This is a genomic window from Streptomyces flavalbus (assembly GCF_042674625.1).
GTDB classification, from domain to species: Bacteria; Actinomycetota; Actinomycetes; order Streptomycetales; family Streptomycetaceae; genus Streptomyces; species Streptomyces flavalbus.
Genome location: NZ_JBHTEB010000001.1, coordinates 1615853 through 1637521, shown reverse-complemented (window position 1 = coordinate 1637521; position 21669 = coordinate 1615853). Strand labels below are relative to the sequence as shown.

Here is a 21669-nt window from a genome sequence, read left to right as displayed (position 1 = left end):
GGACGGATGACCGGAACCCGACTCCAGGGGGATTCGACGTGTCGTACCGGTGTTCTACGCTCCCGGCATGTCGTGGATACGGGGACTCCTCGCCGCGCTCGCGGTGTGCGTCCTGTTGGTGGCGGGAGCCGTGGGCTGTGGCGCGAGTGACACGGGTGAGCGCGAGGTGTCGCCCTCACCGGTGGGCAGACTGCTGGACGACACCGACGAGGGCGGGCGCGCCTTCCGCGAGGTCGACGAGGACGACGCGCCCGAGGTCGACATCGAGGTGCAGCCCGACGGCTCGGGCGACGGCTGGGACCTCACCCTGACCCTGGAGCGCTTCCGCTTCTCCCCGGAGGGCGCGGCGGCCAAGGCCGTGGCCGGACGGGGCGTCGCCCGGCTCTTCCTGGACGGCCGGTTCATCGCCGAGCTGCGCACCCCGGAGTACCGCCTCGCCGCCCGGCTCGTCCCGCGCGGCACCCACCACGTCACCGCCCGGCTCTACGCCGACGACGGCACGGTGTGGGCGGCCGACGGGGAGCCGGTGGAGCGCACGGCCGACATCACGGTGTCGGGGGCGGAGGGGACGGCTACCGCCACGGCTACGGCTACGGCTACGGCGACCGCGTCGGTGTCGGCGGGCGCGTCGGCGTCCGTACCGTAGTTCCACGTTCACCCGGACCCAGGTGGGGAGGCATCATGAAGCCCGTGCCCTCTGCCCAGCCCCGGCCTCCAGCCCAGCCCGAGTCCCAGTCTCAGCACCAGCCCGAGTCCCCGCTCCAGTCCGAGTCCCGGCCTCAGCCCTCTTCTCGGCCCGCTTCCCCGCCCGCCGTCCCGTCCCCCGCCGCGCCCCCCGCCGTGCCGCTGCGCCGCGCGCCCGTGCAGCGGCGCAGCGCGGAGCGGCTGACCCGGATTCTCGACGCCTGCGCCGACCTCCTCGACGAGGTCGGGTACGACGAGCTGAGCACCCGGGCCGTCGCCCTGCGCGCCGGGGTCCCGATCGGCTCGGTCTACCGCTTCTTCGGCAACAAGCGGCAGATGGTCGACGCCCTCGCCCAGCGCAACCTGGAGCGCTACACCGCGCGCGTCGCCGAGCGGCTGAAGGGCGGCGCCGACGGCGCCGACGGCGGCTGGCGGGCGGCCCTGGACGCCGTACTCGACGAGTACCTCGCCATGAAGCGCACCGCGCCCGGGTTCTCGCTGGTCGACTTCGGCAACCAGATCCCGGTCGGCGCCCGGCACGCCGAACCCAACCACCGGGTCGCGGACCGGCTGACCGCGCTGCTCTCCGGTCATCTGCCCCGCGACCCCGACGACGACCTGCGGCGCACCTTCCTCGTCGCCGTGGAGACCGCCGACACCCTGGTGCAGCTCGCGTTCCGGGTGGACCCGGAGGGGGACGAGCGGATCATCGCGGAGATGCGGGAGCTGCTGCGGGCGTACCTGGGGCGGGTGCTGGACTGAGCGGGCCCCCGGAGGGTTGTCCCCGAGGGCCGCTCCCGAGGGTTGCTCCCGACCCCTCCCCGACATGCGTACCGGTCGGTATGCTCGGCCCGTCCGCGCGTCACCGCCGCCGCACGTCCCGGGAGGACCCGTGCCCCGCACCGCCCTGCGAATCTGCCCCCTGTGCGAGGCCACCTGCGGCCTGACGCTGACCATCGACGGCACCCGCGTCACCGGCGCCCGGGGCGACCGCGAGGACGTGTTCAGCAAGGGGTTCATCTGCCCCAAGGGCGCCTCCTTCGGCGCCGTCGACGGCGACCCCGACCGGCTGCGCGCCCCGCTGGTCCGGCGGGACGGGGAACTGCGCGAGGCCACCTGGGAGGAGGCGTTCGACGCGGTCGCCGCCGGAATCCGCCCGGTCGTGGAGCGGTACGGCCCGAACGCGGTCGGCGTCGTCCTCGGCAACCCCAACGTGCACACCATGGCCGGGGGCCTCTACCCGCCCGTGCTGCTCGGCGCCCTCGGCTCCCGCAGCGTGTTCAGCGCCTCCACCGTCGACCAGATGCCCAAGCACGTCTCCAGCGGCCTGCTCTACGGTGACGCGGGCGCGATCCCGGTGCCGGACCTCGACCACACCGACCACCTGCTGCTCATCGGCGCCAACCCGCTGGAGTCCAACGGCAGTCTGTGCACCGCCGCCGACTTCCCCGGCAAGCTCAAGGCGCTCCGGGCGCGCGGCGGCACCCTCACCGTCGTCGACCCGCGCCGCACCCGCACCGCCAAGCTCGCCGACCGGCACGTGGCCGTCCGCCCCGGCACCGACGCGCTGCTGCTCGCGGCGATGGCCACCGTCCTGTTCGACGAGGGCCTCGTCGACCTCGGGGGCCTCGCGCCGCACGTCGAGGGCGTCGACCAACTCCCCGCCGCACTCAAGGACTTCACCCCCGACGCGGTCGCCCCCGCCTGCGACGTCGAGGCCCCCGTCATCCGCGCCCTGGCCCGCGAACTCGCCGCCGCCCGCACCGCCGCCGTCTACGCCCGCATCGGAAGCTGCACCGTCCCGCACGGCACCCTCGCGAGCTGGCTCGTGGACGTCCTCAACATCCTCACCGGCAACCTCGACCGGCCCGGCGGCGCCCTCTTCCCGCTGGCCGCCACCGACCGGACGCCCCGCCCCGCGGGACCCGGCCGCGGCTTCGCGCTCGGGCGCTGGCGGTCCCGGGTCAGCGGGCACCCCGAGGCCAAGAGCGAACTGCCCATCGCCGCCCTGGCCGAGGAGATCGACACCGCCACCGACGAGGGCGAACCGATCCACGCCGTCATCGCCATCGCCGCCAACCCGGTGCTGTCCGTCCCCGACGGCGACCGCCTCGACAAGGCGCTCGGCGGGCTGGACTTCATGGTCAGCGTCGACCCCTACCTCAACGAGACCTCCCGCCACGCCGACGTCGTCCTGCCCCCGCCGCCGCCCGCGCAGAGCCCGCACCACGACTTCGCCTTCAACACCCTCGCCGTCCGCAACCAGGTCCGCTACACCCGCCCCGCCGTCCCGCTGGAACCGGGGCGGATGGCGGAGACGGAGATCCACGCCCGTCTGATCCTCGCGGTGACGGGCGCCCACGGCACCGACCCGGCCGCCGTCGACGCCATGGTCATCGACCAGACCCTCGGCAAGGCGGTCAAGGAGCCGCACTCACCGGCGTACGGCCGCGACCCCCGCGAACTGGCCGCGCGGCTCACCGGCGACGACGGCCCCGAGCGACGGCTCGACCTGATGCTGCGCCTCGGCCCCTACGGCGACGGGTTCGGCGTACGCCCCGACGGGCTGACCCTTGAGCGGCTGCTGGCGCACCCGCACGGCATCGACCTCGGGCCGCTCGCCGCCCGGCTGCCGCAGCCGCTGAAGACCCGCAGCGGGAAGGTTGAGCTGCTGCCGGGGCCGATCGCGGACGACCTGCCGCGGCTGCGGGAGGCGCTGGACGAGCGGCCCGCGGGGCTCGTCCTCGTCGGCCGCCGCCACCTGCGCTCCAACAACAGTTGGATGCACAACGTCCCCGCCCTCACCGGCGGCTCCAACCGCTGCACCCTGCACATCCACCCCGACGACGCCGACCGGCTCGGGGTGCGCGACGGACAGCCCGTACGGGTCAAGGGCGCCGGGGGCGAGGTGACCGCGCCCGCCGAGGTCACCGCCGACATCCGGCGGGGCGTCGTCAGCCTGCCGCACGGCTGGGGCCACGACCGCCCCGGCACCCGGCTCCACCACGCCGCCACCGACCCCGGCGCCAACGTCAACCAGCTCCTCGACGGCAGCCTGCTCGACCCGCTGTCCGGCAACGCGGTGCTCAACGGCGTCCCCGTCGAACTGATCGCACGCCCGTGACCTGGACTTTCGCGCTTATTGCTCGCACGTCAACGTCTTGTTAACGCCGTCGAGCGGGTCCTAACGTCCAACGCACCGCCGACCCTGGTGGGAGTTCAAGGGCGAACGTTAGGTATCCCCATCATGCTGACCATCCTCGGCTTCGCCATGATCGCGACCTTCCTGGTGCTGATCATGATGAAGAAGATGTCACCCATCGCGGCGCTCGTGCTGATCCCCGCACTCTTCTGTGTGCTGGTCGGCAAGGGCGCCCACCTGGGCGACTACGTCATCGACGGCGTCACCAGCCTCGCGCCGACCGCCGCGATGCTCATGTTCGCGATCGTCTACTTCGGTGTGATGATCGACGTCGGTCTCTTCGACCCCGTCGTGCGGGGCATCCTGAGGTTCTGCAAGGCCGACCCGATGCGCGTCGTCGTCGGCACGGCGCTGCTCGCCGCGATCGTCTCCCTGGACGGCGACGGCTCCACCACCTTCATGATCACCGTCTCGGCGCTCTACCCGCTCTACAAGCGGCTGAGGATGAGCCTGGTCATCCTCACCGGCGTCGCCGCCATGGCCAACGGCGTGATGAACACCCTCCCGTGGGGCGGCCCCACCGCCCGCGCCGCCACCGCCCTCAAGCTGGACGCCAGCGACATCTTCGTCCCGATGATCCCGGCGCTCGCCGTGGGCCTGGTCCTCGTGATCGCGCTGTCGTACGTGCTCGGCGTGCGCGAGCGCAGGCGGCTGGGCACGCTGGCGCTGGACGAGGTGCTGGTGGAGGAGAAGGAGACCGTGCTCCTCGGGGCGGGAGCCGGTGGTGGCACCGGCAAGGCGGCGACGGGCACCGGTGGGGGCACCGGCAAGGCGGCGACGGGCACCGGTGGGGGCACCGGCAAGTCGGCGACGGGCACCGGTGGGGGCACCGGCAAGTCGGCGACGGGCACCGGTGGCGGTGCCGACGACGAGGCCGCCTTCCAGGTGCTCGACCCCGCGCGGCCCACCCTGCGGCCCCGGCTGTACTGGTTCAACGCGCTGCTCACCGGCGCATTGCTGACCGCCATGATCATGGAGTGGCTGCCGATCCCGGTGCTGTTCCTGCTCGGCGCCGCGCTCGCGCTCACCGTCAACTTCCCGCGCACCGCCGACCAGAAGGCCCGGCTCGCCGCGCACGCCGACAACGTCCTCAACGTCTCCGGCATGGTCTTCGCCGCCGCCGTCTTCACCGGCGTCCTCCAGGGCACCGGCATGGTCGACTCCATGGCCCGCTGGCTGGTCGACACCATCCCCGGCAGCATGGGCCCGCACATGGCCCTCGTCACCGGGGTGCTGAGCCTGCCGCTCACCTACTTCATGTCCAACGACGGCTTCTACTTCGGTGTCCTGCCGGTGCTCGCGGAGGCCGGTGCCGCGCACGGCGTCTCCCCGCTGGAGATGGCCCGCGCCTCGCTCGTCGGCCAGCCGCTGCACATGTCCAGCCCGCTGGTGCCCGCCGTGTACGTGCTGGTCGGCATGGCCAGGGTGGAGTTCGGCGACCACACCCGCTTCGTGGTCAAGTGGGCGGCCCTGACCTGCCTGGTGATCCTCGGGGCGGGCATCCTCTTCGGCATCATCTGACCCGCGTTCACGGAGGACTCGAACCATGGCGCCCGGTGGGAACCGCGGCTGGCTGCTCCGCCTCGTCATCGCCTTCGGCTTCGCGCAGGGGGCGGTGTCGATGGCCCGGCCCGCCGTCTCCTACCGGGCCCTCGCGCTGGGCGCGGACGAGCGGGCGGTCGGTGTCATCGCGGGCGTGTACGCGCTACTGCCGCTCTTCGCCGCCGTACCGCTCGGCCGCCGCACCGACCACGGCCGCTGCGCGCCCCTGCTGCCCGCCGGGGTGGTCCTCATCTCCGGCGGCTGCGCGCTGAGCGGACTCGCGGGCTCGCTGTGGACGATGGCCCTGTGGAGCGGCGTGATGGGCCTCGGCCACCTCGCCTTCGTCATCGGCGCCCAGTCGCTGGTCGCCCGCCAGTCGGCGCCGAGTGAACAGGACCGCAACTTCGGCCACTTCACCATCGGCGCCTCCCTCGGCCAGCTCGTCGGCCCGGTCGCCGCGGGCGCCCTCATCGGCGGCCCCGACATGGCGGGCAGCAGCGCCCTCGCCCTGCTGGTGGCGGGCGCGGGCTGCGCCGTCGCCGTCACCTCGCTGTGGCGGATCGAGCACCGCGGTACGACGCCCAGGAGCCGCGCCGGGCAGGGCGGGCGCGTCCCCGTCGGCCGTATCCTGCGTGCCCGGGGCGTGCCCGCGGGGATGCTCATCAGCCTCTCCGTGCTCTCCGCGACCGACATCCTCACCGCCTACCTCCCGGTGGTCGGGGAGCACCGGGGCATCGCCCCCTCGGTGATCGGCGTCCTGCTCAGCCTGCGGGCGGCGGCCACCATCGCGTGCCGTCTGGTGCTCACGCCGCTGCTGCGGCTGCTCGGGCGCACCGCGCTGCTCACCCTGAGCTGTCTGCTGGGGGCGGTGCTGTGCGCGGGGATCGCGCTGGAGGTGCCGGTGTGGGTGCTGGGCCTGATGCTGGCGGTGCTGGGGTTCTGCCTCGGGGTGGGGCAGCCGCTGTCGATGACGACGGTCGTCCAGGCCGCCCCCGACGAGGCCCGCTCCACCGCCCTCGCGCTGCGGCTCACCGGCAACCGGCTCGGCCAGGTCGCCGCCCCGGCCGCCGCGGGACTGGTCGCCGGGGCGGCGGGCGTCGCGGCGCCCTTCGTGATGCTCGGCGGGCTGCTGTTGCTGTCCTCGGGGGTCGCGCTGCGGTCGGCCGGGACGGCGGTGTCGGCGGGCGGTGCTGACGCGGCGTCGGGGGCGCGGGCCCGTCCGCTGCGGGCGGCGCTGCGGCGAAAGAGTGGAACCTGACGGCGTGTGAGGCGTTGCTCCCGGAATCCGGGTGCGGGTGTGACAGAGAGTCGGGCCAAGCGATTCGTATGAAAATCGCACGACTCGGAGGAAAACGCATGTCCACCTTGCCCCGTCCACGCCGCCGTGCAGGCGTCCGTACCACCGTCCTCGCGGCCCTCGCCGTCGCGGGCACCACCGCGCTCGGCGCGCCCGCCGCCGTCGCCCAGCCGCCCGGTGACAACGGGGACGTCAAGATCCACGAGATGGGGACGCCCTTCGCCGACCAGCGCAACGAGCCCAAGGTCTGCGACTTCTACCTCGCCGCCTTCAACTTCGACGCGGGGGAGGCGGTCCACTGGGAGATCGACAAGCAGCCCAAGCCGGACCCCGAGCCCGAGTTGCAAGGCGACATCACCGTCGAGCCCGACGGCACGGCCCAGAGCGTGCCCCTCGGGCTGCCCAACGGGATGTACAAGCTGACCTGGAAGACCGACCTCGGGCACGGCGCGGGCAAGTTCAAGGTGTTCCAGGTCAACTGCGCCTCGCCCAAGCCGATGGCGAGCACCCCCGGCCCGAACGGCGGCCCGCCCGCCGGGGGCGGCGGACTCGCCCGGGACGCCGCGTTCGCGCCGGTCGCCGGGGCCGCCGCGGTGGGGCTCGCCGCGGTGTCCGGGGTGGTCTGGTTCCGGCTCCGCCGCCGCCCGCATGGCGCGCACTAGCCAGGGTCCCAGGCCCACGCCCAGGTCCACGCCCAGGTCCAGGCCCCGGCCCTGGCACCGGTCCCGCGCCTACCGCCTGACGAGGACGTGCGTCCTGACCGTCTCGCTGGTGGTGGGCGCGGTCTGGTGGAACCAGGCCGAGGAGGAACCTCCCGGTCCGCCCACCCCGGCCTCCGGCCCACGCGCCGAGGCCGGGGCGGGGGCGTCCGCGAGTCCCGCGGCGCGGGGTGGTGCCGTCACACCGAAGCCGTCCGTGAGTCCACGTCGTACGGCGGATGCCGCTGGCTCCCCGCGCCCCAGCAAGGCGAGTCGTCCCACCGAGGCGAGCCGCCCCAGCGAGTCGCCGCGCCCCAGCGAGTCGCCTCGCCCCAGCAGGGCGACTCGCCCCGCCCCTCCCAGCACCACCCCCAGCCCCACCCGCACTCTCCGCCCCCTGCCCCGCTCCCGTGCCACCCGCCTGCTCGTGCCGTACATCGGTGTCGACGCCCCGGTGATGGGCCTACGGCTGGACCGGAAGGGGCGGCTCACCGCCCCGCCGGACGACGAACCGGAGCTGGTCGGGTGGTACGAGGCGGGGCCGTCGCCGGGGGAGCGGGGCACGGCGGTGGTCGTCGGGCACCTGGACACCCGGTCGGGACCGGCCGTCTTCGCCGGGCTGGACGAGCTGCGGCGCGGCAACCGCGTCGAGTTCCGGCGCGCGGACGGACGTACGGCGGTCTACACCGTCGACGCCGTGAAGTCGTACGAGAAGGAGGGGTTCCCGAACGACGAGGTGTACGGCGCCCGGGGCCGTCCCGAGCTGCGGCTGATCACCTGCGGCGGCAGTTACCGGCCACGCACCGGCTACAGCGGCAACGTGGTCGTCTTCGCGCACCTGACGGACGTCCGCGAACCCCGCGCGGGCGCGCCGCGGCGCTGAATCTGGGCCTCCGCTTGCTCGCTAAGCGGACGGCTGTCTCTCACTCCTCGGAAGGCGGCGACTGATCCCGACCGGTGTCTTCCCACGGGTGCGCACATTCCGTTAGCTTCCGTGACCCACCCGCACCAACGCACCAGTAAGCCCCCGGGGGCACCCTCATGACACGCGCCATCTCCCTGCACGACGTGAGCAAGTCCTACACACGAGGCATCCGCGTGGTGGACCGGCTCACCCTCGACATCACGCCCGGCGAGTTCCTCGTCCTGCTGGGGCCCTCGGGCTGCGGCAAGTCCACCGTCCTGCGCATGATCGCCGGGCTGGAGGAGATCGACGAGGGCGAGCTGCGGCTCGACGGGGAGTGGGCCAACGATCTGCCCCCGGCCGGGCGGGACATGGCGATGGTGTTCCAGAACTTCGCCCTGTACCCGAACATGACCAGCCGCAACAACATCGGCTTCCCGCTGCGCATCGAGGACCCGGGCGGCGACCACCGGCCGCAGGTCGACGCCACCGCCCGGATGCTCGGCATAGAGGACCTGCTCGACCGGCTGCCCGCCCAGCTCTCCGGCGGCGAACGCCAGCGGGTCGCGATGGGCCGGGCCATCGCCCGCCGCCCGTCCGCCTTCCTGATGGACGAGCCGCTGTCCAACCTGGACGCCAAGCTCCGCAACCACCTGCGCGCCGAGATCTTCCGGCTCACCCGGGACCTGGGCGTCACCACGGTGTACGTCACCCACGACCAGTCCGAGGCGATGTCGCTCGGCGACCGGGTCGCCGTGCTGCGCGGCGGCGTCCTCCAGCAGGTGGGCACCCCGCGCGAGGTGTACGCGCTGCCCCGCAACGTCTTCGTCGCCGCCTTCATCGGCACCCCGCGGATCAACCTGCTGCGGGCGATGGTCCGCGCCCCGCTCGGCGGCGCCATGACCATCAGCCTGGGCAAGCAGTACCTGCGGCTGCCCGAGCCGCTCTCCCTCGACCACCAGATGCTGCGCGTGCAGCAGGGCCGGGAGATCATCGTCGGGCTGCGCTCGGAGGCGGTGCGCATCGCCAAGCCCTCCTCCGCCCGCCCCGGTGAGGTGCCGCTGCACGGCCTGGTGGAGCACCTGGAGTTCCAGGGCCACGAGGTGCTGGTGCATTTCAACACCGGCTCCAGCCCCGCCGTCGTCCCCGAACTGGAGGCCCCGCGGCCCGCGGTGCGCCAGGACCGGCGCCGCCGCCGGGACTACGGCTCCTCCGTACTGGAGCGGCTGCGCGAGCGCGCGGGCGCCCTGCGCGGCGGCGGGTCCGTGGGCGTGCTCGACCGTCCTGAGCCCGGCCCCGCGCCCTCGGCGGTCGAACCCCGGCTGCCCGGCGACCTCATCGTCCGCACCACCCCGGACATCGGCCTGCGGCACGGGATGCAGGTGCCCCTCCTCGTCGACCTCGCCCACCTGTACGTCTTCGACCAGCACGGGGAGCGGGTCTGCCCCGCCCCGGCGCGGCTGCCCGGCCTGGAGGAGTGAGACGCGCGCCCTCCGGGCAGGGTGAGCCGTGCCATGGCGGGAACCCCTGGTGCCGTAAAACTAACGGCGCTAGTTTGGGGTCCGGACGACGAGGCCCGCCCGGAGGGAAGACGATGAAGGCACATGACGGCATGTACATCGACGGCGCCTGGCGCCCCGCCGAGGGACGGGACACCATCGACGTCGTGAACCCGGCCGACGAGCAGGTGATCGGCCAGGTCCCCGCGGGCACCGCCCTGGACGTCGACACCGCCGTACGCGCCGCCCGCGCCGCCTTCCCCGGCTGGGCCGCCACCCCGCCCGCCGAGCGCGCCGCCCGGCTCGCCGCCCTGCGGGACGTGCTGGTCGCCCGCAAGGACGAGATCGCCGAGACGGTGACCGCCGAACTCGGCGCGCCGCTGAAGTTCTCGCAGAACGTGCACGCGGGCGCCCCCATCGCCGTCGCGGGCTCCTACGCCGACCTCGCGGCGACGTACTCCTACGAGGAGAAGGTCGGCAACTCCACCGTCCGCCAGGAACCGGTCGGCGTGGTCGCCGCGATCACCCCCTGGAACTACCCGCTGCACCAGATCGTCGCCAAGGTCGCCCCGGCGCTCGCCGCGGGCTGCACGGTCGTCCTCAAGCCCGCCGAGGACACCCCGCTGGTCGCCCAGCTCTTCGCGGAGGCCGTGCACGAGGCGGGCTTCCCGGCCGGGGTGTTCAACCTCGTCACCGGCCTCGGCCCGGTCGCGGGCCAGGCGCTCGCCGAGCACCCCGGCACCGACATGGTCTCCTTCACCGGCTCCACCGCCGTCGGCCGCCGCATCGGCGCGCTCGCCTCCGGCGCCCTGAAGCGGGTCGCCCTGGAGCTGGGCGGCAAGTCCGCCAACGTCATCCTGCCCAGCGCCGACCTCGCCAAGGCCGTCAACGTCGGCGTCGCCAACGTGATGTCCAACTCCGGCCAGACGTGCAGCGCCTGGACCCGGATGCTCGTCCACCGCGACCAGTACGACGAGGCCGTGGACCTCGCCGCGCAGGCCGCCGCCAAGTACGGCGACCGCATCGGGCCCGTCGTCAACGCCAAGCAGCGGGACCGGGTGCGCGGCTACATCGAGAAGGGCGTCGCCGAGGGCGCCCGGCTCGTCGCGGGCGGCCCCGAGGCGCCGCGCGAGCAGGGCTACTACGTCGCCCCGACCGTCTTCGCCGACGTCACCCCCGACATGACCATCGCCCAGGAGGAGATCTTCGGCCCCGTCCTGTCGATCCTGCGCTACGAGGACGAGGACGACGCCCTGCGCATCGCCAACGGCACGGTCTACGGCCTCGCGGGCGCCGTCTGGGCGGGCGAGGAGGCGGAGGCGGTGGCCTTCGCACTGCGGATGGACACCGGGCAGGTCGACATCAACGGCGGACGCTTCAACCCGCTGGCGCCGTTCGGCGGCTACAAGCAGTCCGGCGTCGGCCGTGAACTCGGCGTGCACGGGCTCACCGAGTACCTCCAGACCAAGTCCCTCCAGTTCTAGCCCCGTTGCCGTAGGCCGTCCCCAGGAGAGTTGCGTAAACCATGGTTGTCCGCGCCGCCGTCGTGCCCGCCGTCGGAGCCCCACTGGAGATCACCGAGATCGAACTGCCCGACCCGGGCCCCGGGCAGCTCCGGGTGCGGCTCGCCGCCGCCGGGGTCTGCCACTCCGACCTGTCCCTGTCCAACGGCACCCTGCGCGTGCCCGTCCCCGCCGTCCTCGGCCATGAGGGCGCGGGCACGGTGACCGCGGTCGGGGAGGGCGTCGCCGAGTACGTCCCCGGCGGCACCGTCGTCCTCAACTGGGCCCCGTCCTGCGGTAGTTGCCCCGCCTGTGTGCGCGGTGAGGTGTGGCTGTGCGCCGACGCGCTGAGCGGCGCGGCGAACGTGCACGCCCGGCGGGCCTCCGACGGCGCCGAACTGCACCCCGGGCTGAACGTCGCCGCGTTCGCGGAGGAGACGGTCATCCCCGTCAGGTGCGCGCTGCCCGTCCCGGCCGGGGTGCCCCTGACGGACGCGGCGCTTCTCGGCTGCGCCGTCCTCACCGGCTACGGCGCCGTCCACAACTCGGCGCGGGTGCGGGCCGGGGAGACCGTCGCCGTGTTCGGCGTCGGGGGCGTCGGGCTGGCCGCCCTCCAGGCCGCCCGGATCGCGGAGGCGTCGCGGATCATCGCCGTCGACGTCTCCCCCGAGAAGGAGGAACTCGCCCGCGCCGCGGGCGCCACGGACTACGTCCTCGCCTCCGAGACCACGCCCCGCGAGATCCGCGCGCTCACCGGCAAGCAGGGCGTCGACGTCGCCGTGGAGTGCGTGGGGCGCGCGGTCACCATCCGGGCGGCGTGGGAGTCCACCCGGCGGGGCGGGCGCACGGTCGTCGTCGGCATCGGCGGCAAGGACCAGCAGGTCACCTTCAACGCGCTGGAGATCTTCCACTGGGGGCGGACGCTGACCGGGTGTGTGTACGGCGACTCCGATCCGGCGCGGGACCTGCCGGTGATCGGGGAGCACATCCGGGCGGGGCGGTTCGATCTGAGCGCGCTGGTGACGGAGCGGATCGCTCTGGACGGGATTCCGGCGGCGTTCGAGAACATGGTCGCGGGGAAGGGTGGGCGGGCGTTGGTGTTGTTCTGATCTTTTAGGAGGTGGGGGCGGGGGCTGTGTGTTGTTCTTCGGCCGCGGGCGCGTCGTGGCTGGGCGCGCCCCGCGGCGGAGCCGCAGATGTACGCAGCCCCGCGTCCCTAGGTACGCCGATCCGCCGTCGGGATCGTGACACCGCCACTCCCGCCAGGCAGAGCGCGCCGCCTACCAGCGTCAAGGCCCCCGGTACCTCCCCCAGCGCCAGCCAGGACATCAGGACGACCAGGGCCGGGACCGCGTACGTCGTCGCGCCCATGCGGCTGGCCGTCGTGCGGGCGAGGGCGTACGCCCAGGTCGTGAAGGCCAGGGCGAGAGGGAAGACGCCGAGGTAGACCATGTTCAGCGTGGCCGTGAGCGGGGCGTCGGCCGCCTCGCCGAGGAGTTGTCCGGTGAACGGCAGGCAGCACACCGCGCCCACCAGACAGCCGTACGTCGTCACCTGGAGGGCGCTGGCCTGGCCGAGGGTGGGCTTCTGGGCGACGACGCCGCCCGCGTAGGCGACCGCGGCGAGCAGGCACAGGACCACGCCGAGGACCGAGGCGCCGCCCTCGCCGGACATCGACAGCCCCACCGCCACCGCGCCCGCGAACGACACCGCCATGCCCGCGAGCAGGCGCGGCGGCATCGGGTCGCCGAGGAGCCGGGCGCCGAGCAGCGCGATGAGCAGGGGGCCGATGTTCACCACCAGGGCGGCGGTGCCCGCGTCGACCTGCTGCTCGCCCCAGTTGAGGGCCACGCTGTAGAAGCCGAACCACAGCACGCCCGATATCGCGATCCCGCGCCAGGCACCGCGCGGCGGCAGGCCCTCCCGGCGGACCAGACAGAGCGCCCCGAGCACCACCGCCCCGGCCAGCAGCCGCCCCAGCGCCAGCGCGCCCGGCGAGTACACCTCGCCCGCGCTGCGGATGGAGACGAAGGCGGAGGCCCACAGGACGACGGTGACCACGGCGGCCCCGGCGGCGAGGAACTGGGCGCGGGGCGGCCGGGACAGGGTGCTGTTCATCATGCTCCAGAGGTTAGGGACGGAGGGATCACGGGGCTCGCGGTTTTCGGACGGGGTGCCGGGGGCGGCTCAGCGTTTCGGGCCGGGGTGCCGGGGTGGCCTGGCGTTTTCGGGCGGGGTGCTGGGGTGGCCTGGCGTTTTCGGGCGGGGTGCTGGGGTGGCCTGGCGTTTTCGGGCGGGGTGCTGGGGTGGCCTGGCGTTTTCGGGCGGGGTGCTGGGGTGGCCTGGCGTTTTCGGGCGGGGTGCTGGGGTGGCCTGGCGTTTTCGGGCGGGGTGCTGGGGTGGCCCGGCGTTTTCGGGCGGGGTGCCGGGGCGGCCCGGCGTTTTCGGGCGGGGTGCCGGGGTGGCCTGGCGTTTTCGGGCGGGGTGCCGGGGTGGCCTGGCGTTTTCGGGCGGGGTGCCGGGGTGGCCCGGCGCTTGCGGACGGGGTGCCAGGGGCGGCTCAGCGTTTCGGGGCGGGGTGACCGGGCGGGCTCAGTGCAGGGTCGTCGGGTCCAGGCCCAGGAGGTCGCCGAGCGCGCGTTCGCCGGTCGGCGTGAGCTGGACCGCGCGTTCGGAGCCGATGCGTACGCACCATCCGGCGGCCAGGGCGTGTCCGCACAGGGCCGCGCCCGCCGCGCCCGCGAGGTGCGGGCGCCGTTCGGTCCAGTCGAGGCAGCCGCGGGCCAGTGGGCGGCGGCCCCGGCGGTCCAGGGCGATGCCGGTGGCGTCGAACCACGCCAGGCCCGCCGCCGTCAGCGCGAAGCCGGTGTCCTGGGTGAGCAGGCCGCGGTCGGTGAGCGCGTCGGTGACCGCGATGCCGAGCCGTCCGGCCAGGTGGTCGTAGCAGGTGCGGGCGCGGGCCATGGCGGACCCGGCGCTGGACTGCCGCAGGGTGCGCGGCGCTGCTACCGCGTCGGGGCTGACCTGCGCGGCGAGTTCCTCGACCAGTTGGGCCACGCGGGCGTCGGCGAGGCGGACGTACCGGTGCCGCCCCTGGCGTTCCTCGGTGAGCAGTCCGCCCGCGACCAGCTTGCCGAGGTGCTCGCTGAGGGTGGAGGCGGCGACGCCCGCGTGCCGGGCCAGTTCACCGGCGGTCCAGGCCCGCCCGTCGAGCAGGGCGAGCAGACAGGCGGCGCGGGTCTCGTCGGCGAGCAGTGCGGCGAGCGCGGCGAGGCCCGGTGCGCGGGCGTCCCTGGTGGTCATGGCTCCCAGCATGGGGCAGGGACGCTTCGGCGGGCGCCGAAGGGTGCTACGCGGGCGCGGTGAGCTGGGCGTACTGCTGTGCCAGCCCGTCGAGGAGCGCCGTCAGACCGGTCTCGAAGGCCCGCTCGTCGACCTTCTCCTGCCGTTCCGCGAGGCGGTGGGCCTGGCCGAGGTGCGGGTAGTCGGCGGGGTCGTAGGCGCTGGCGTCGTCGACGAAGCCCCCGGCGAAGGAGCCGAGGGCGGAGCCCATGATGAAGTACCGCATCAGCGCGCCGATGGAGGTGGCCTGCGCCGGGGGCCAGCCCGCCTCGACCATCGCGCCGTAGACCGCGTCCGCGAGCCGCAGCGCGGCGGGGCGGCGGCCGGGGCCGCGGGCGAGGACGGGGACGATGTTGGGGTGGTCGCGCAGGGCGGTCCGGTAGGACAGGGCCCAGTCGTGCAGCGCGGTCCGCCAGTCCCGGCCGTCCTCGAACATCGACAGGTCGACCAGCGCGCTCACCGAGTCCGCGACCGCCTCCAGGATCTCGTCCTTGGTGCGGAAGTGGTTGTAGAGGGAGGGCCCGCTGACCCCCAGCTCGGCGGCGAGGCGGCGGGTGGAGACGGCCGCGAGTCCCTCGGCGTCCACGAGTTCCCGGGCCGTGGCGACGATCCGGTCGGTGCTCAGCAGGGGCTTGCGCGGTCGGGCCATGGCGCACATAGTAGGGCTGCGCAAGTAAACTAGCAGTGCTAATTTCCAGTACGCGCACGCTGTTCTGGTGTGACGTTCTCGTGTGAGGTGACGCGGCATGAACCTGGAGCTGAGCGACGAGCAGACCGCCGTACGGCAGCTCGCCCGGGACTTCGTGGAGCGCGAGATCGCCCCGCACGTCGTCGCCTGGGACCGCGCCGAGGAGGTCGACCGCTCCGTCGTGAAGAAGCTCGGCGAGGTCGGCTTCCTGGGGCTGACCGTCGACGAGGAGTACGGCGGCTCCGGCGGCGACCACCTCGCGTACTGCCTGGTGACGGAGGAGCTGGGGCGCGGTGACTCCTCGGTGCGCGGCATCGTCTCCGTCTCCCTCGGGCTGGTCGCCAAGACCATCGCCGCCTGGGGGAGCGAGGAGCAGAAGCGGCGCTGGCTGCCCGGCCTCACCTCCGGCGCGTACGTCGGCTGCTTCGGCCTCACCGAGCCCGGCACCGGCTCCGACGCCGGGAACCTCGCCACCCGCGCGGTCCGCGACGGCGACCACTACGTGATCAACGGCACCAAGATGTTCATCACCAACGGCACCTGGGCCGACGTGGTGCTGCTGTTCGCGCGCTCCACCGACGCCCCCGGCCACAAGGGCGTCTCCGCGTTCCTGGTCCCCACGGACACCCCCGGCCTGACCCGGCGCACCATCCACGGCAAGCTCGGCCTGCGCGGCCAGGCCACCGCCGAGCTGGTCCTTGAGGACGTCCGCGTCCCGGCCGACGCGATGCTGGCACCGGAGGGCAAGGGCTTCTCGGTCGCCATGTCGGCGCTGGCGAAGGGGCGGATGTCGGTCGCCGCGGGCTGCGTCGGCATAGCGCAGGCCGCGCTGGACGCGGCCGTCAGGTACGCGGGGGAGCGCGAGCAGTTCGGCAGGACCATCGCCCACCACCAGCTCGTCCAGGAGCTGATCAGCGACATCGCCGTGGACGTCGACGCGGCCCGGTTGCTCACCTGGCGGGTGGCCGACCTGATCGACCGCGGGCTGCCCTTCACCACCGAGGCGTCCAAGGCCAAGCTGTTCGCCTCCGAGGCCGCCGTTCGCGCCGCCAACAACGCCCTCCAGGTCTTCGGCGGCTACGGCTACATCGACGAGTACCCGGCGGGCAAGCTCCTGCGCGACGCCCGCGTGATGACGCTCTACGAGGGCACCAGCCAGATCCAGAAACTGGTGATCGGACGGGCGCTGACCGGGGTGTCGGCGTTCTGAGCGCGGGCGAGGGGGAGCGGGTCTGAGTACCCGGTCTGAGTATCCGGGCGGATGTGGCGCCCGCCACGTCCGCGGATGCTTGTCCGCATGAGTGAGACACCGGTCAAGCAGCAGAGCACGGCCGCCTTCTACGGCCAGGCCGTCGCGTCCTTCGGGGTGGCCATCGCGGCCACCGCCGTCGGCATCTACCACCTGAAGGCCGACGCCTGGGTGCGCGGCTTCCTCGGCATCGCCGTCCTCTACCTCGTCACCTCCGCCTTCACCCTCGCCAAGGTGATCCGGGACCGGCAGGAGGCCGGGCAGATCGTCAGCCGGGTGGACCAGGCCCGCCTGGAGAAGCTCCTCGCGGAACACGACCCCTTCGAGAAGCTCTGAGCCCCGCCCGGCTAAGCGCCCGCTCACCAGCGGCGGTATGGTGGGGGCCCGGAACGAGAGGGGCGTGTGAGCGATGAGTGCGGCGGAGGAGATGGTCGGCGGCGAGGCGCAGCCGTGGGGCGAGGTCACCCCGGACGCGGCCCGGCGGCTGCTGATCGCCGCCGTGGAGGCCTTCGCCGAGCGCGGCTACCACGCGACGACCACCCGGGACATCGCGGGCCGCGCCGGGATGAGCCCGGCCGCGCTCTACATCCACTACAAGACCAAGGAAGAGCTGCTCCACCGGATCAGCCGGATCGGCCACCAGAAGGCCGTGGAGATCCTGCGCACGGCGGCGCGCGGCGAGGGCGGCCCCAGCGAGCGGCTCGCGGACGCGGTCAGCTCCTTCGTCCGCTGGCACGCCGGGGGCCGCACCACCGCGCGGGTCGTGCAGTACGAACTCGACTCGCTCGGCCCCGACGCCCGCGCCGAGATCCTGGGCCTGCGCCGCCAGGTGGACGCGGAGGTGCGCGGGATCATCGAGGACGGCGTGCGCTCCGGCGAGTTCGACGTGATCGACGTCAAGGGCACCACGCTGGCGGTGCTCTCGCTCTGCATCGACGTCGCCCGCTGGTTCAGCCTGGACGGCCCCCGGACACCCGACGAGGTCGGCGCGCTCTACGCCGACCTCGTGCTGCGGATGGTGGGCGCCAAGCGTGCGCCCGGCGCACCGGGGGCTCAGGGCTAGCACGGGTGCCCGGCGCTGGTCCGGGGCCCAGAGCTGGTACCGGTGGCTCAGAGGTAGTAGCGGGCCACCGACTCCGCCACGCACACCGGCTTGTCGCCGCCCTCGCGCTCCACGGTGAACGCGACGGTGACCTGGACGCCGCCCGCGACGTCGTCGACGCCGGTGATCGTCGCGGTGGCGCGCAGCCGGGAGCCGACCGGGACGGGCGCGGGGAAGCGGACCTTGTTGGTGCCGTAGTTGACGCCCATCTTCACGCCCTCGACGGTGAGGAGCTGCGGGCCGAACAGCGGCAGCAGCGACAGGGTCAGGTAGCCGTGCGCGATCGTCGTGCCGAACGGCCCCCGCGCCGCCTTCTCCGGGTCCACGTGGATCCACTGGTGGTCGCCGGTCGCCTCCGCGAACAGGTCGATCCGCTTCTGGTCGACCTCCAGCCAGTCGGTGTACCCCAGCTGCTCGCCCACCGCCGCCTTCAGCTCGTCGGTCGACGCGAAGATCCTCGGCTGTGCCATGTCCCGGCCTCCAGAAACTCTCACCTATACCTAAGCGACTGCTTAGCATGGTCGGGGTGAGGGTACCTGTCAACGGGCCGGTAGGGTCGGATGAGTGCCCCAGATCCCAGAGAAGGTCCATGAGCTGACCGTCGGACAGCTCGCCGCGCGCAGCGGCGCCGCCGTCTCCGCCCTGCACTTCTACGAGTCCAAGGGCCTGATCAGCAGCCGCCGCACCGCGGGCAACCAGCGCCGCTACAGCAGGGACGCGCTGCGCCGCGTCGCGTTCATCCGGGCCGCGCAACGCGTCGGCATCCCGCTCGCCACCATCGGGGAGGCGCTCGCCGAACTCCCCGAGGGCCGCACCCCCACCCGGGAGGACTGGGCGCGGCTCTCCGAGGCCTGGCGCTCCGAACTCGACGAGCGCATCCAGCAGCTCAACCGGCTCCGCGACCACCTCACCGACTGCATCGGGTGCGGCTGCCTCTCCCTGAACACCTGCGTGCTGTCCAACCCCGACGACGTCTACGGCGAACAGCGCGGCGCGGGCTCCCGGCTCCTCGTCGAGCACCGGGAGAAGCGCGCGCCGGGACGGCGGCGGTAGCGGGCGCCGCCAAGTTACCCGTGCGTTCCGCACACCGGAGTGATGACAGCGGTGACTGTCGAGGGGCCCGCGTCCCGTGACAGCGTCTTCGTCGTCACCCACCGGTCGAAGGGAGCGGGCGTGAACAAGGGCTATGCCGTGTACTGCGACGCGGATCCGTACTTCTACGACGCCCCGCACCGCACGGCACCCGCTCCCGGCACCGGGCGCGCCCGGTACGCGGCGGCCTCGCTGCCCGTCCCCGAGGGCTGGCGGCGGCACGAGAGCGGCGACTGGCTCGCGCTGCGCCCCGAGGCCGCCGAACTGCCCGACCAGGGCTGGAAGATCCACGTCTCGGCCTGCCTCGACAACGCCGAGTCGGTGCTGGAGCGGGTGCGGCGGTACTGCCTGGACACCGGTACGGCGTTCAAGTTCGTGCCGAGCCGCTACCTGCTGCACCAGCGCAACGCCAAGTACGCCGACCGCGCGGGCAGCGGCAAGTTCCTCACCGTCTACCCGGCGGACGAGGCACGCTTCGAGCGCGTCGTCGGGGACCTCGCGGAGCTGCTGGCCGGAGAGCCCGGCCCGCGAATCCTCAGCGACCTGCGCATCGGTGACGGCCCCGTGCACGTCCGCTACGGCGGCTTCACCCGCCGCGAGTGCTACGACGACGACGGCGAGCTGCGCCCCGCCGTGGCCGCCCCCGACGGCACCCTCGTGCCCGACCTGCGCGGCCCCGTCTTCCGCACGCCGGAGTGGGTGGAACCGCCCGCCTTCCTGCGCCCGCACCTCGAAGCCCGCGCCGCGGTGACGCTGACCGACCTGCCGTACACCGTGGAGTCGGCGCTGCACTTCTCCAACGGCGGCGGCGTCTACCTCGGCCGCGACACCCGCACCGGCGTGAAGGTGGTGCTGAAGGAGGCGCGTCCGCACGCCGGGCTGGCCGCCGACGGGGCCGACGCGGTGACCCGCCTGGAGCGCGAGCGCCGGGCGCTGGAGCGGCTGTCGGGCCTGGACTGCACGCCCGAGGTGCTCGACCACTTCGTCGTCGGCGACCACCACTTCCTGGTCCTCGAGCACATCGACGGCAAGCCCCTCAACACCTTCTTCGCCCGCCGCCACCCGCTGATCGAGGCGGACCCGGGGGAGGAGCGGCTGGCCGAGTACACCGCCTGGGCGCTGGACATCCACGCGCGCGTGGAGCGCGCCGTCGCCCAGGTGCACGCGCGCGGGATCGTCTTCAACGACCTGCACCTGTTCAACATCATGGTCCGCGAGGACGACAGCGTGGCCCTGCTGGACTTCGAGGCCGCCCACGCCATCGGGGAACCGGGCAGGCAGACCGTCGCGAACCCCGGGTTCGTGGCCCCGCCCGGCCGCCGTGGCCCCGCCGTCGACCGCTACGCGCTCGCCTGTCTGCGGCTCGCCCTGTTCCTGCCGCTGACCAGCCTGCTCGCCGTGGACCGGCGCAAGGCGGCGCACCTCGCGGACGTGGTGGCACGGCAGTTCCCGGTCGACCGGGCGCTGCTGGACGCGGCGGTGAAGGAGATCACCGACGGGACGGCGGGCACCCCGGCGAGCGGTGCGGTGGTGCCGGTCGAGCCGGGTGACTGGCCGCGCAGCCGGGCGTCGATGGCCGCCGCCATCCACGCCTCGGCGGACCTGGACCGTACGGACCGGCTCTTCCCCGGCGACATCGCGCAGTTCGCCACGGCGGGCGGCGGGCTCGCGTTCGGCCACGGCGCCGCGGGCGTGCTGTACGCGCTGGCCGCGAGCGGGGCGGGGTACGCCGAGGACGAGCTGGGCTGGCTGCTGGAGCGCACCGGGCGGCTGCCGTCCGGCACCCCGCTCGGGTTCCACGACGGCGTCGCCGGGATCGCCTGGACGCTGGAGTACCTCGGCCAGCGCGACCGCGCCCTGGACCTCGTAGGCATCCTGCTCGACCAGCCCTTCGACGCCCTCGCCGCCGATCTGTACGGCGGCACCGCGGGCGTCGGTCTCGCCCTGGACGCGCTGGGCGCCGCCACCGGGGACGCCGTGCTCGCCTCGGCCGCCCTGCGCTGCGCCGAGCTGACCGCCCGCGCCGGGTCCGGGAACGCCCCGGCGAGGCCGCCCCGCGCGGGGCTGCTGTACGGGGCGGCCGGACGCGCGCTGCTGTTCCTGCGGCTGTACGAACGCACCGGCGACACCGGGCTGCTGGACCTCGCGGGCGACGCCCTGCGCCAGGACCTGGCCCGCTGCGTGCGCGGCGCGGGCGGCGCGCTCCAGGTCGACGAGGGCTGGCGCACCATGCCCTACCTGGGCGCGGGCAGCGTCGGCATCGGCATGGTGCTCGACGACTACCTCGTCCACCGCGCCGACGACGACCTCGCGCGGGCCCGCGACGAGATCGTGGCCGCCGCGCAGGCCATGTTCTACGCGCAGCCGGGCCTGTACCGGGGCGTGGCCGGGATGGTGCTGTTCCTCGCCCGCACCCGGGCCACCGGACCGGGCACGGAACCCGCCGCCGTCCGCCGCCAGCTCGCCGCGATGTCCTGGCACGCCCTGTCCTACCAGGGCCACCTCGCCTTCCCCGGCGAGCAGATGATGCGCCTGTCGATGGACCTGTCCACCGGTACGGCCGGATGCCTGCTGGCCGTCGCCTCCGTGTACGGCGACCCGCCCGCCGCCCTGCCGTTCCTCCCGCCGCTGTCCGAAGACGGCGGCCCCCTGAGCCGCGGTCCCCTCGGGGACCGTGAGGAGAAAGAACCCGTAGGTCAACGAAGGGAAATGTCATGAACCTGCTCGAACTGCAGTCGCTGGAGACCCCGAAGGAAGAGGCCATGGGCGACGTCGAGTCCGGCAGCCGGGCGAGCCTGCTCCTCTGCGGCGACAGCAGCCTGTCCATCACGACCTGCAACTGACGTCCAGCGGCCCACCCGCACCCGG

21 protein-coding genes are annotated in these 21669 nt (G+C 73.8%); 16 read left to right on the top strand and 5 right to left on the bottom strand.

Going from position 1 to position 21669, the window contains the following annotated elements; all coding sequences use genetic code 11:
* Positions 1-67: 67 nt before the first annotated feature.
* The 6 genes from ACFQZ6_RS07160 (at position 68) to ACFQZ6_RS07135 (ending at position 7387) form a co-directional block, all read left to right on the top strand.
* Positions 68-646: a hypothetical protein gene (locus tag ACFQZ6_RS07160; protein WP_381605753.1), complete on the top strand. Its 579-nt coding sequence runs from the start codon at positions 68-70 to the stop codon at positions 644-646.
* 194 nt (positions 647-840) lie between these two features.
* Positions 841-1446 (top strand): TetR family transcriptional regulator, encoded by a 606-nt coding sequence (locus tag ACFQZ6_RS07155; RefSeq protein WP_381618133.1) that lies wholly within the window; start codon positions 841-843, stop codon positions 1444-1446.
* Between the two features lie 130 nt (positions 1447-1576).
* Positions 1577-3808 carry a molybdopterin oxidoreductase family protein gene (locus ACFQZ6_RS07150; RefSeq protein WP_381605752.1) on the top strand — a complete coding sequence of 744 codons (2232 nt, stop codon included), beginning with the start codon at positions 1577-1579 and terminating at the stop codon, positions 3806-3808.
* A 123-nt stretch (positions 3809-3931) separates the two neighbouring features.
* Positions 3932-5407 (top strand): CitMHS family transporter, encoded by a 1476-nt coding sequence (locus ACFQZ6_RS07145; protein WP_381605750.1) that lies wholly within the window; start codon positions 3932-3934, stop codon positions 5405-5407.
* A gap of 25 nt (positions 5408-5432) precedes the next feature.
* Positions 5433-6686 (top strand): MFS transporter, encoded by a 1254-nt coding sequence (locus tag ACFQZ6_RS07140; RefSeq protein WP_381605748.1) that lies wholly within the window; start codon positions 5433-5435, stop codon positions 6684-6686.
* A 98-nt stretch (positions 6687-6784) separates the two neighbouring features.
* A complete protein-coding gene (locus ACFQZ6_RS07135) occupies positions 6785-7387 on the top strand; it encodes a hypothetical protein (RefSeq protein WP_381605746.1) in 603 nt (200 codons plus the stop codon).
* Positions 7388-7456: 69 nt separating this feature from the next.
* On the opposite strand, the gene ACFQZ6_RS07130 is transcribed toward ACFQZ6_RS07135, so the two are convergent.
* The gene (locus ACFQZ6_RS07130; protein ID WP_381605744.1) at positions 7457-7810 is read right to left on the bottom strand and encodes a hypothetical protein; all 354 of its coding nucleotides are present in this window, start codon (positions 7808-7810) and stop codon (positions 7457-7459) included.
* 40 nt (positions 7811-7850) lie between these two features.
* Here ACFQZ6_RS07130 and ACFQZ6_RS07125 point away from each other — a divergent pair, with 40 nt between their 5' ends.
* The 4 genes from ACFQZ6_RS07125 to ACFQZ6_RS07110 all read left to right on the top strand — a co-directional run bounded on the left by ACFQZ6_RS07125 (position 7851) and on the right by ACFQZ6_RS07110 (position 12437).
* Entirely contained in the window at positions 7851-8306 is a 456-nt protein-coding gene (locus tag ACFQZ6_RS07125; protein WP_381605742.1) for a class F sortase, read from the top strand.
* 158 nt (positions 8307-8464) lie between these two features.
* On the top strand, positions 8465-9808 hold the full coding sequence (locus ACFQZ6_RS07120; protein ID WP_381605740.1) for an ABC transporter ATP-binding protein: 1344 nt from the start codon (positions 8465-8467) through the stop codon (positions 9806-9808).
* A gap of 113 nt (positions 9809-9921) precedes the next feature.
* On the top strand, positions 9922-11310 hold the full coding sequence (locus tag ACFQZ6_RS07115; RefSeq protein ID WP_381605738.1) for an aldehyde dehydrogenase family protein: 1389 nt from the start codon (positions 9922-9924) through the stop codon (positions 11308-11310).
* Positions 11311-11351: 41 nt separating this feature from the next.
* Positions 11352-12437, top strand: coding sequence for a zinc-binding dehydrogenase (locus ACFQZ6_RS07110; RefSeq protein WP_381605736.1), 1086 nt, complete (start codon positions 11352-11354; stop codon positions 12435-12437).
* A 4-nt stretch (positions 12438-12441) separates the two neighbouring features.
* Here the strand turns inward: ACFQZ6_RS07110 and ACFQZ6_RS07105 are convergent, their stop codons facing one another.
* From ACFQZ6_RS07105 to ACFQZ6_RS07095, 3 genes are all read right to left on the bottom strand, one after another.
* Complete coding sequence (locus ACFQZ6_RS07105) at positions 12442-13449, bottom strand: DMT family transporter (protein WP_381605734.1); 1008 nt, start codon at positions 13447-13449, stop codon at positions 12442-12444.
* A 471-nt stretch (positions 13450-13920) separates the two neighbouring features.
* Positions 13921-14631: an ArsR/SmtB family transcription factor gene (locus ACFQZ6_RS07100; protein ID WP_381605732.1), complete on the bottom strand. Its 711-nt coding sequence runs from the start codon at positions 14629-14631 to the stop codon at positions 13921-13923.
* 46 nt (positions 14632-14677) lie between these two features.
* Complete coding sequence (locus ACFQZ6_RS07095; RefSeq protein WP_381605730.1) at positions 14678-15319, bottom strand: TetR/AcrR family transcriptional regulator; 642 nt, start codon at positions 15317-15319, stop codon at positions 14678-14680.
* A 97-nt stretch (positions 15320-15416) separates the two neighbouring features.
* On the opposite strand from ACFQZ6_RS07095, the gene ACFQZ6_RS07090 reads away from it, so the two are divergent.
* From ACFQZ6_RS07090 to ACFQZ6_RS07080, 3 genes are all read left to right on the top strand, one after another.
* On the top strand, positions 15417-16568 hold the full coding sequence (locus tag ACFQZ6_RS07090; RefSeq protein ID WP_381605728.1) for an acyl-CoA dehydrogenase family protein: 1152 nt from the start codon (positions 15417-15419) through the stop codon (positions 16566-16568).
* A gap of 87 nt (positions 16569-16655) precedes the next feature.
* Positions 16656-16943: a YiaA/YiaB family inner membrane protein gene (locus ACFQZ6_RS07085; RefSeq protein ID WP_381605726.1), complete on the top strand. Its 288-nt coding sequence runs from the start codon at positions 16656-16658 to the stop codon at positions 16941-16943.
* Between the two features lie 73 nt (positions 16944-17016).
* The gene (locus tag ACFQZ6_RS07080; protein WP_381605724.1) at positions 17017-17670 is read left to right on the top strand and encodes a TetR/AcrR family transcriptional regulator; all 654 of its coding nucleotides are present in this window, start codon (positions 17017-17019) and stop codon (positions 17668-17670) included.
* Between the two features lie 47 nt (positions 17671-17717).
* Here ACFQZ6_RS07080 and ACFQZ6_RS07075 read toward each other — a convergent pair whose 3' ends face one another.
* Positions 17718-18179: a MaoC family dehydratase gene (locus ACFQZ6_RS07075; protein WP_360226646.1), complete on the bottom strand. Its 462-nt coding sequence runs from the start codon at positions 18177-18179 to the stop codon at positions 17718-17720.
* 94 nt (positions 18180-18273) lie between these two features.
* Here ACFQZ6_RS07075 and soxR point away from each other — a divergent pair, with 94 nt between their 5' ends.
* The 3 genes from soxR to ramS all read left to right on the top strand — a co-directional run bounded on the left by soxR (position 18274) and on the right by ramS (position 21644).
* Positions 18274-18762 (top strand): redox-sensitive transcriptional activator SoxR, encoded by a 489-nt coding sequence (gene soxR / locus ACFQZ6_RS07070; RefSeq protein WP_381605721.1) that lies wholly within the window; start codon positions 18274-18276, stop codon positions 18760-18762.
* 120 nt (positions 18763-18882) lie between these two features.
* Positions 18883-21519 carry a class III lanthionine synthetase LanKC gene (lanKC, locus tag ACFQZ6_RS07065; protein ID WP_381618130.1) on the top strand — a complete coding sequence of 879 codons (2637 nt, stop codon included), beginning with the start codon at positions 18883-18885 and terminating at the stop codon, positions 21517-21519.
* Positions 21516-21644, top strand: a complete 129-nt coding sequence (gene ramS, locus ACFQZ6_RS07060) for a mycelium formation morphogenetic lantipeptide SapB (protein WP_381605719.1) — start codon at positions 21516-21518, stop codon at positions 21642-21644. The genes lanKC and ramS overlap by 4 nt, the downstream gene beginning before the upstream one ends.
* Positions 21645-21669: the final 25 nt, after the last annotated feature.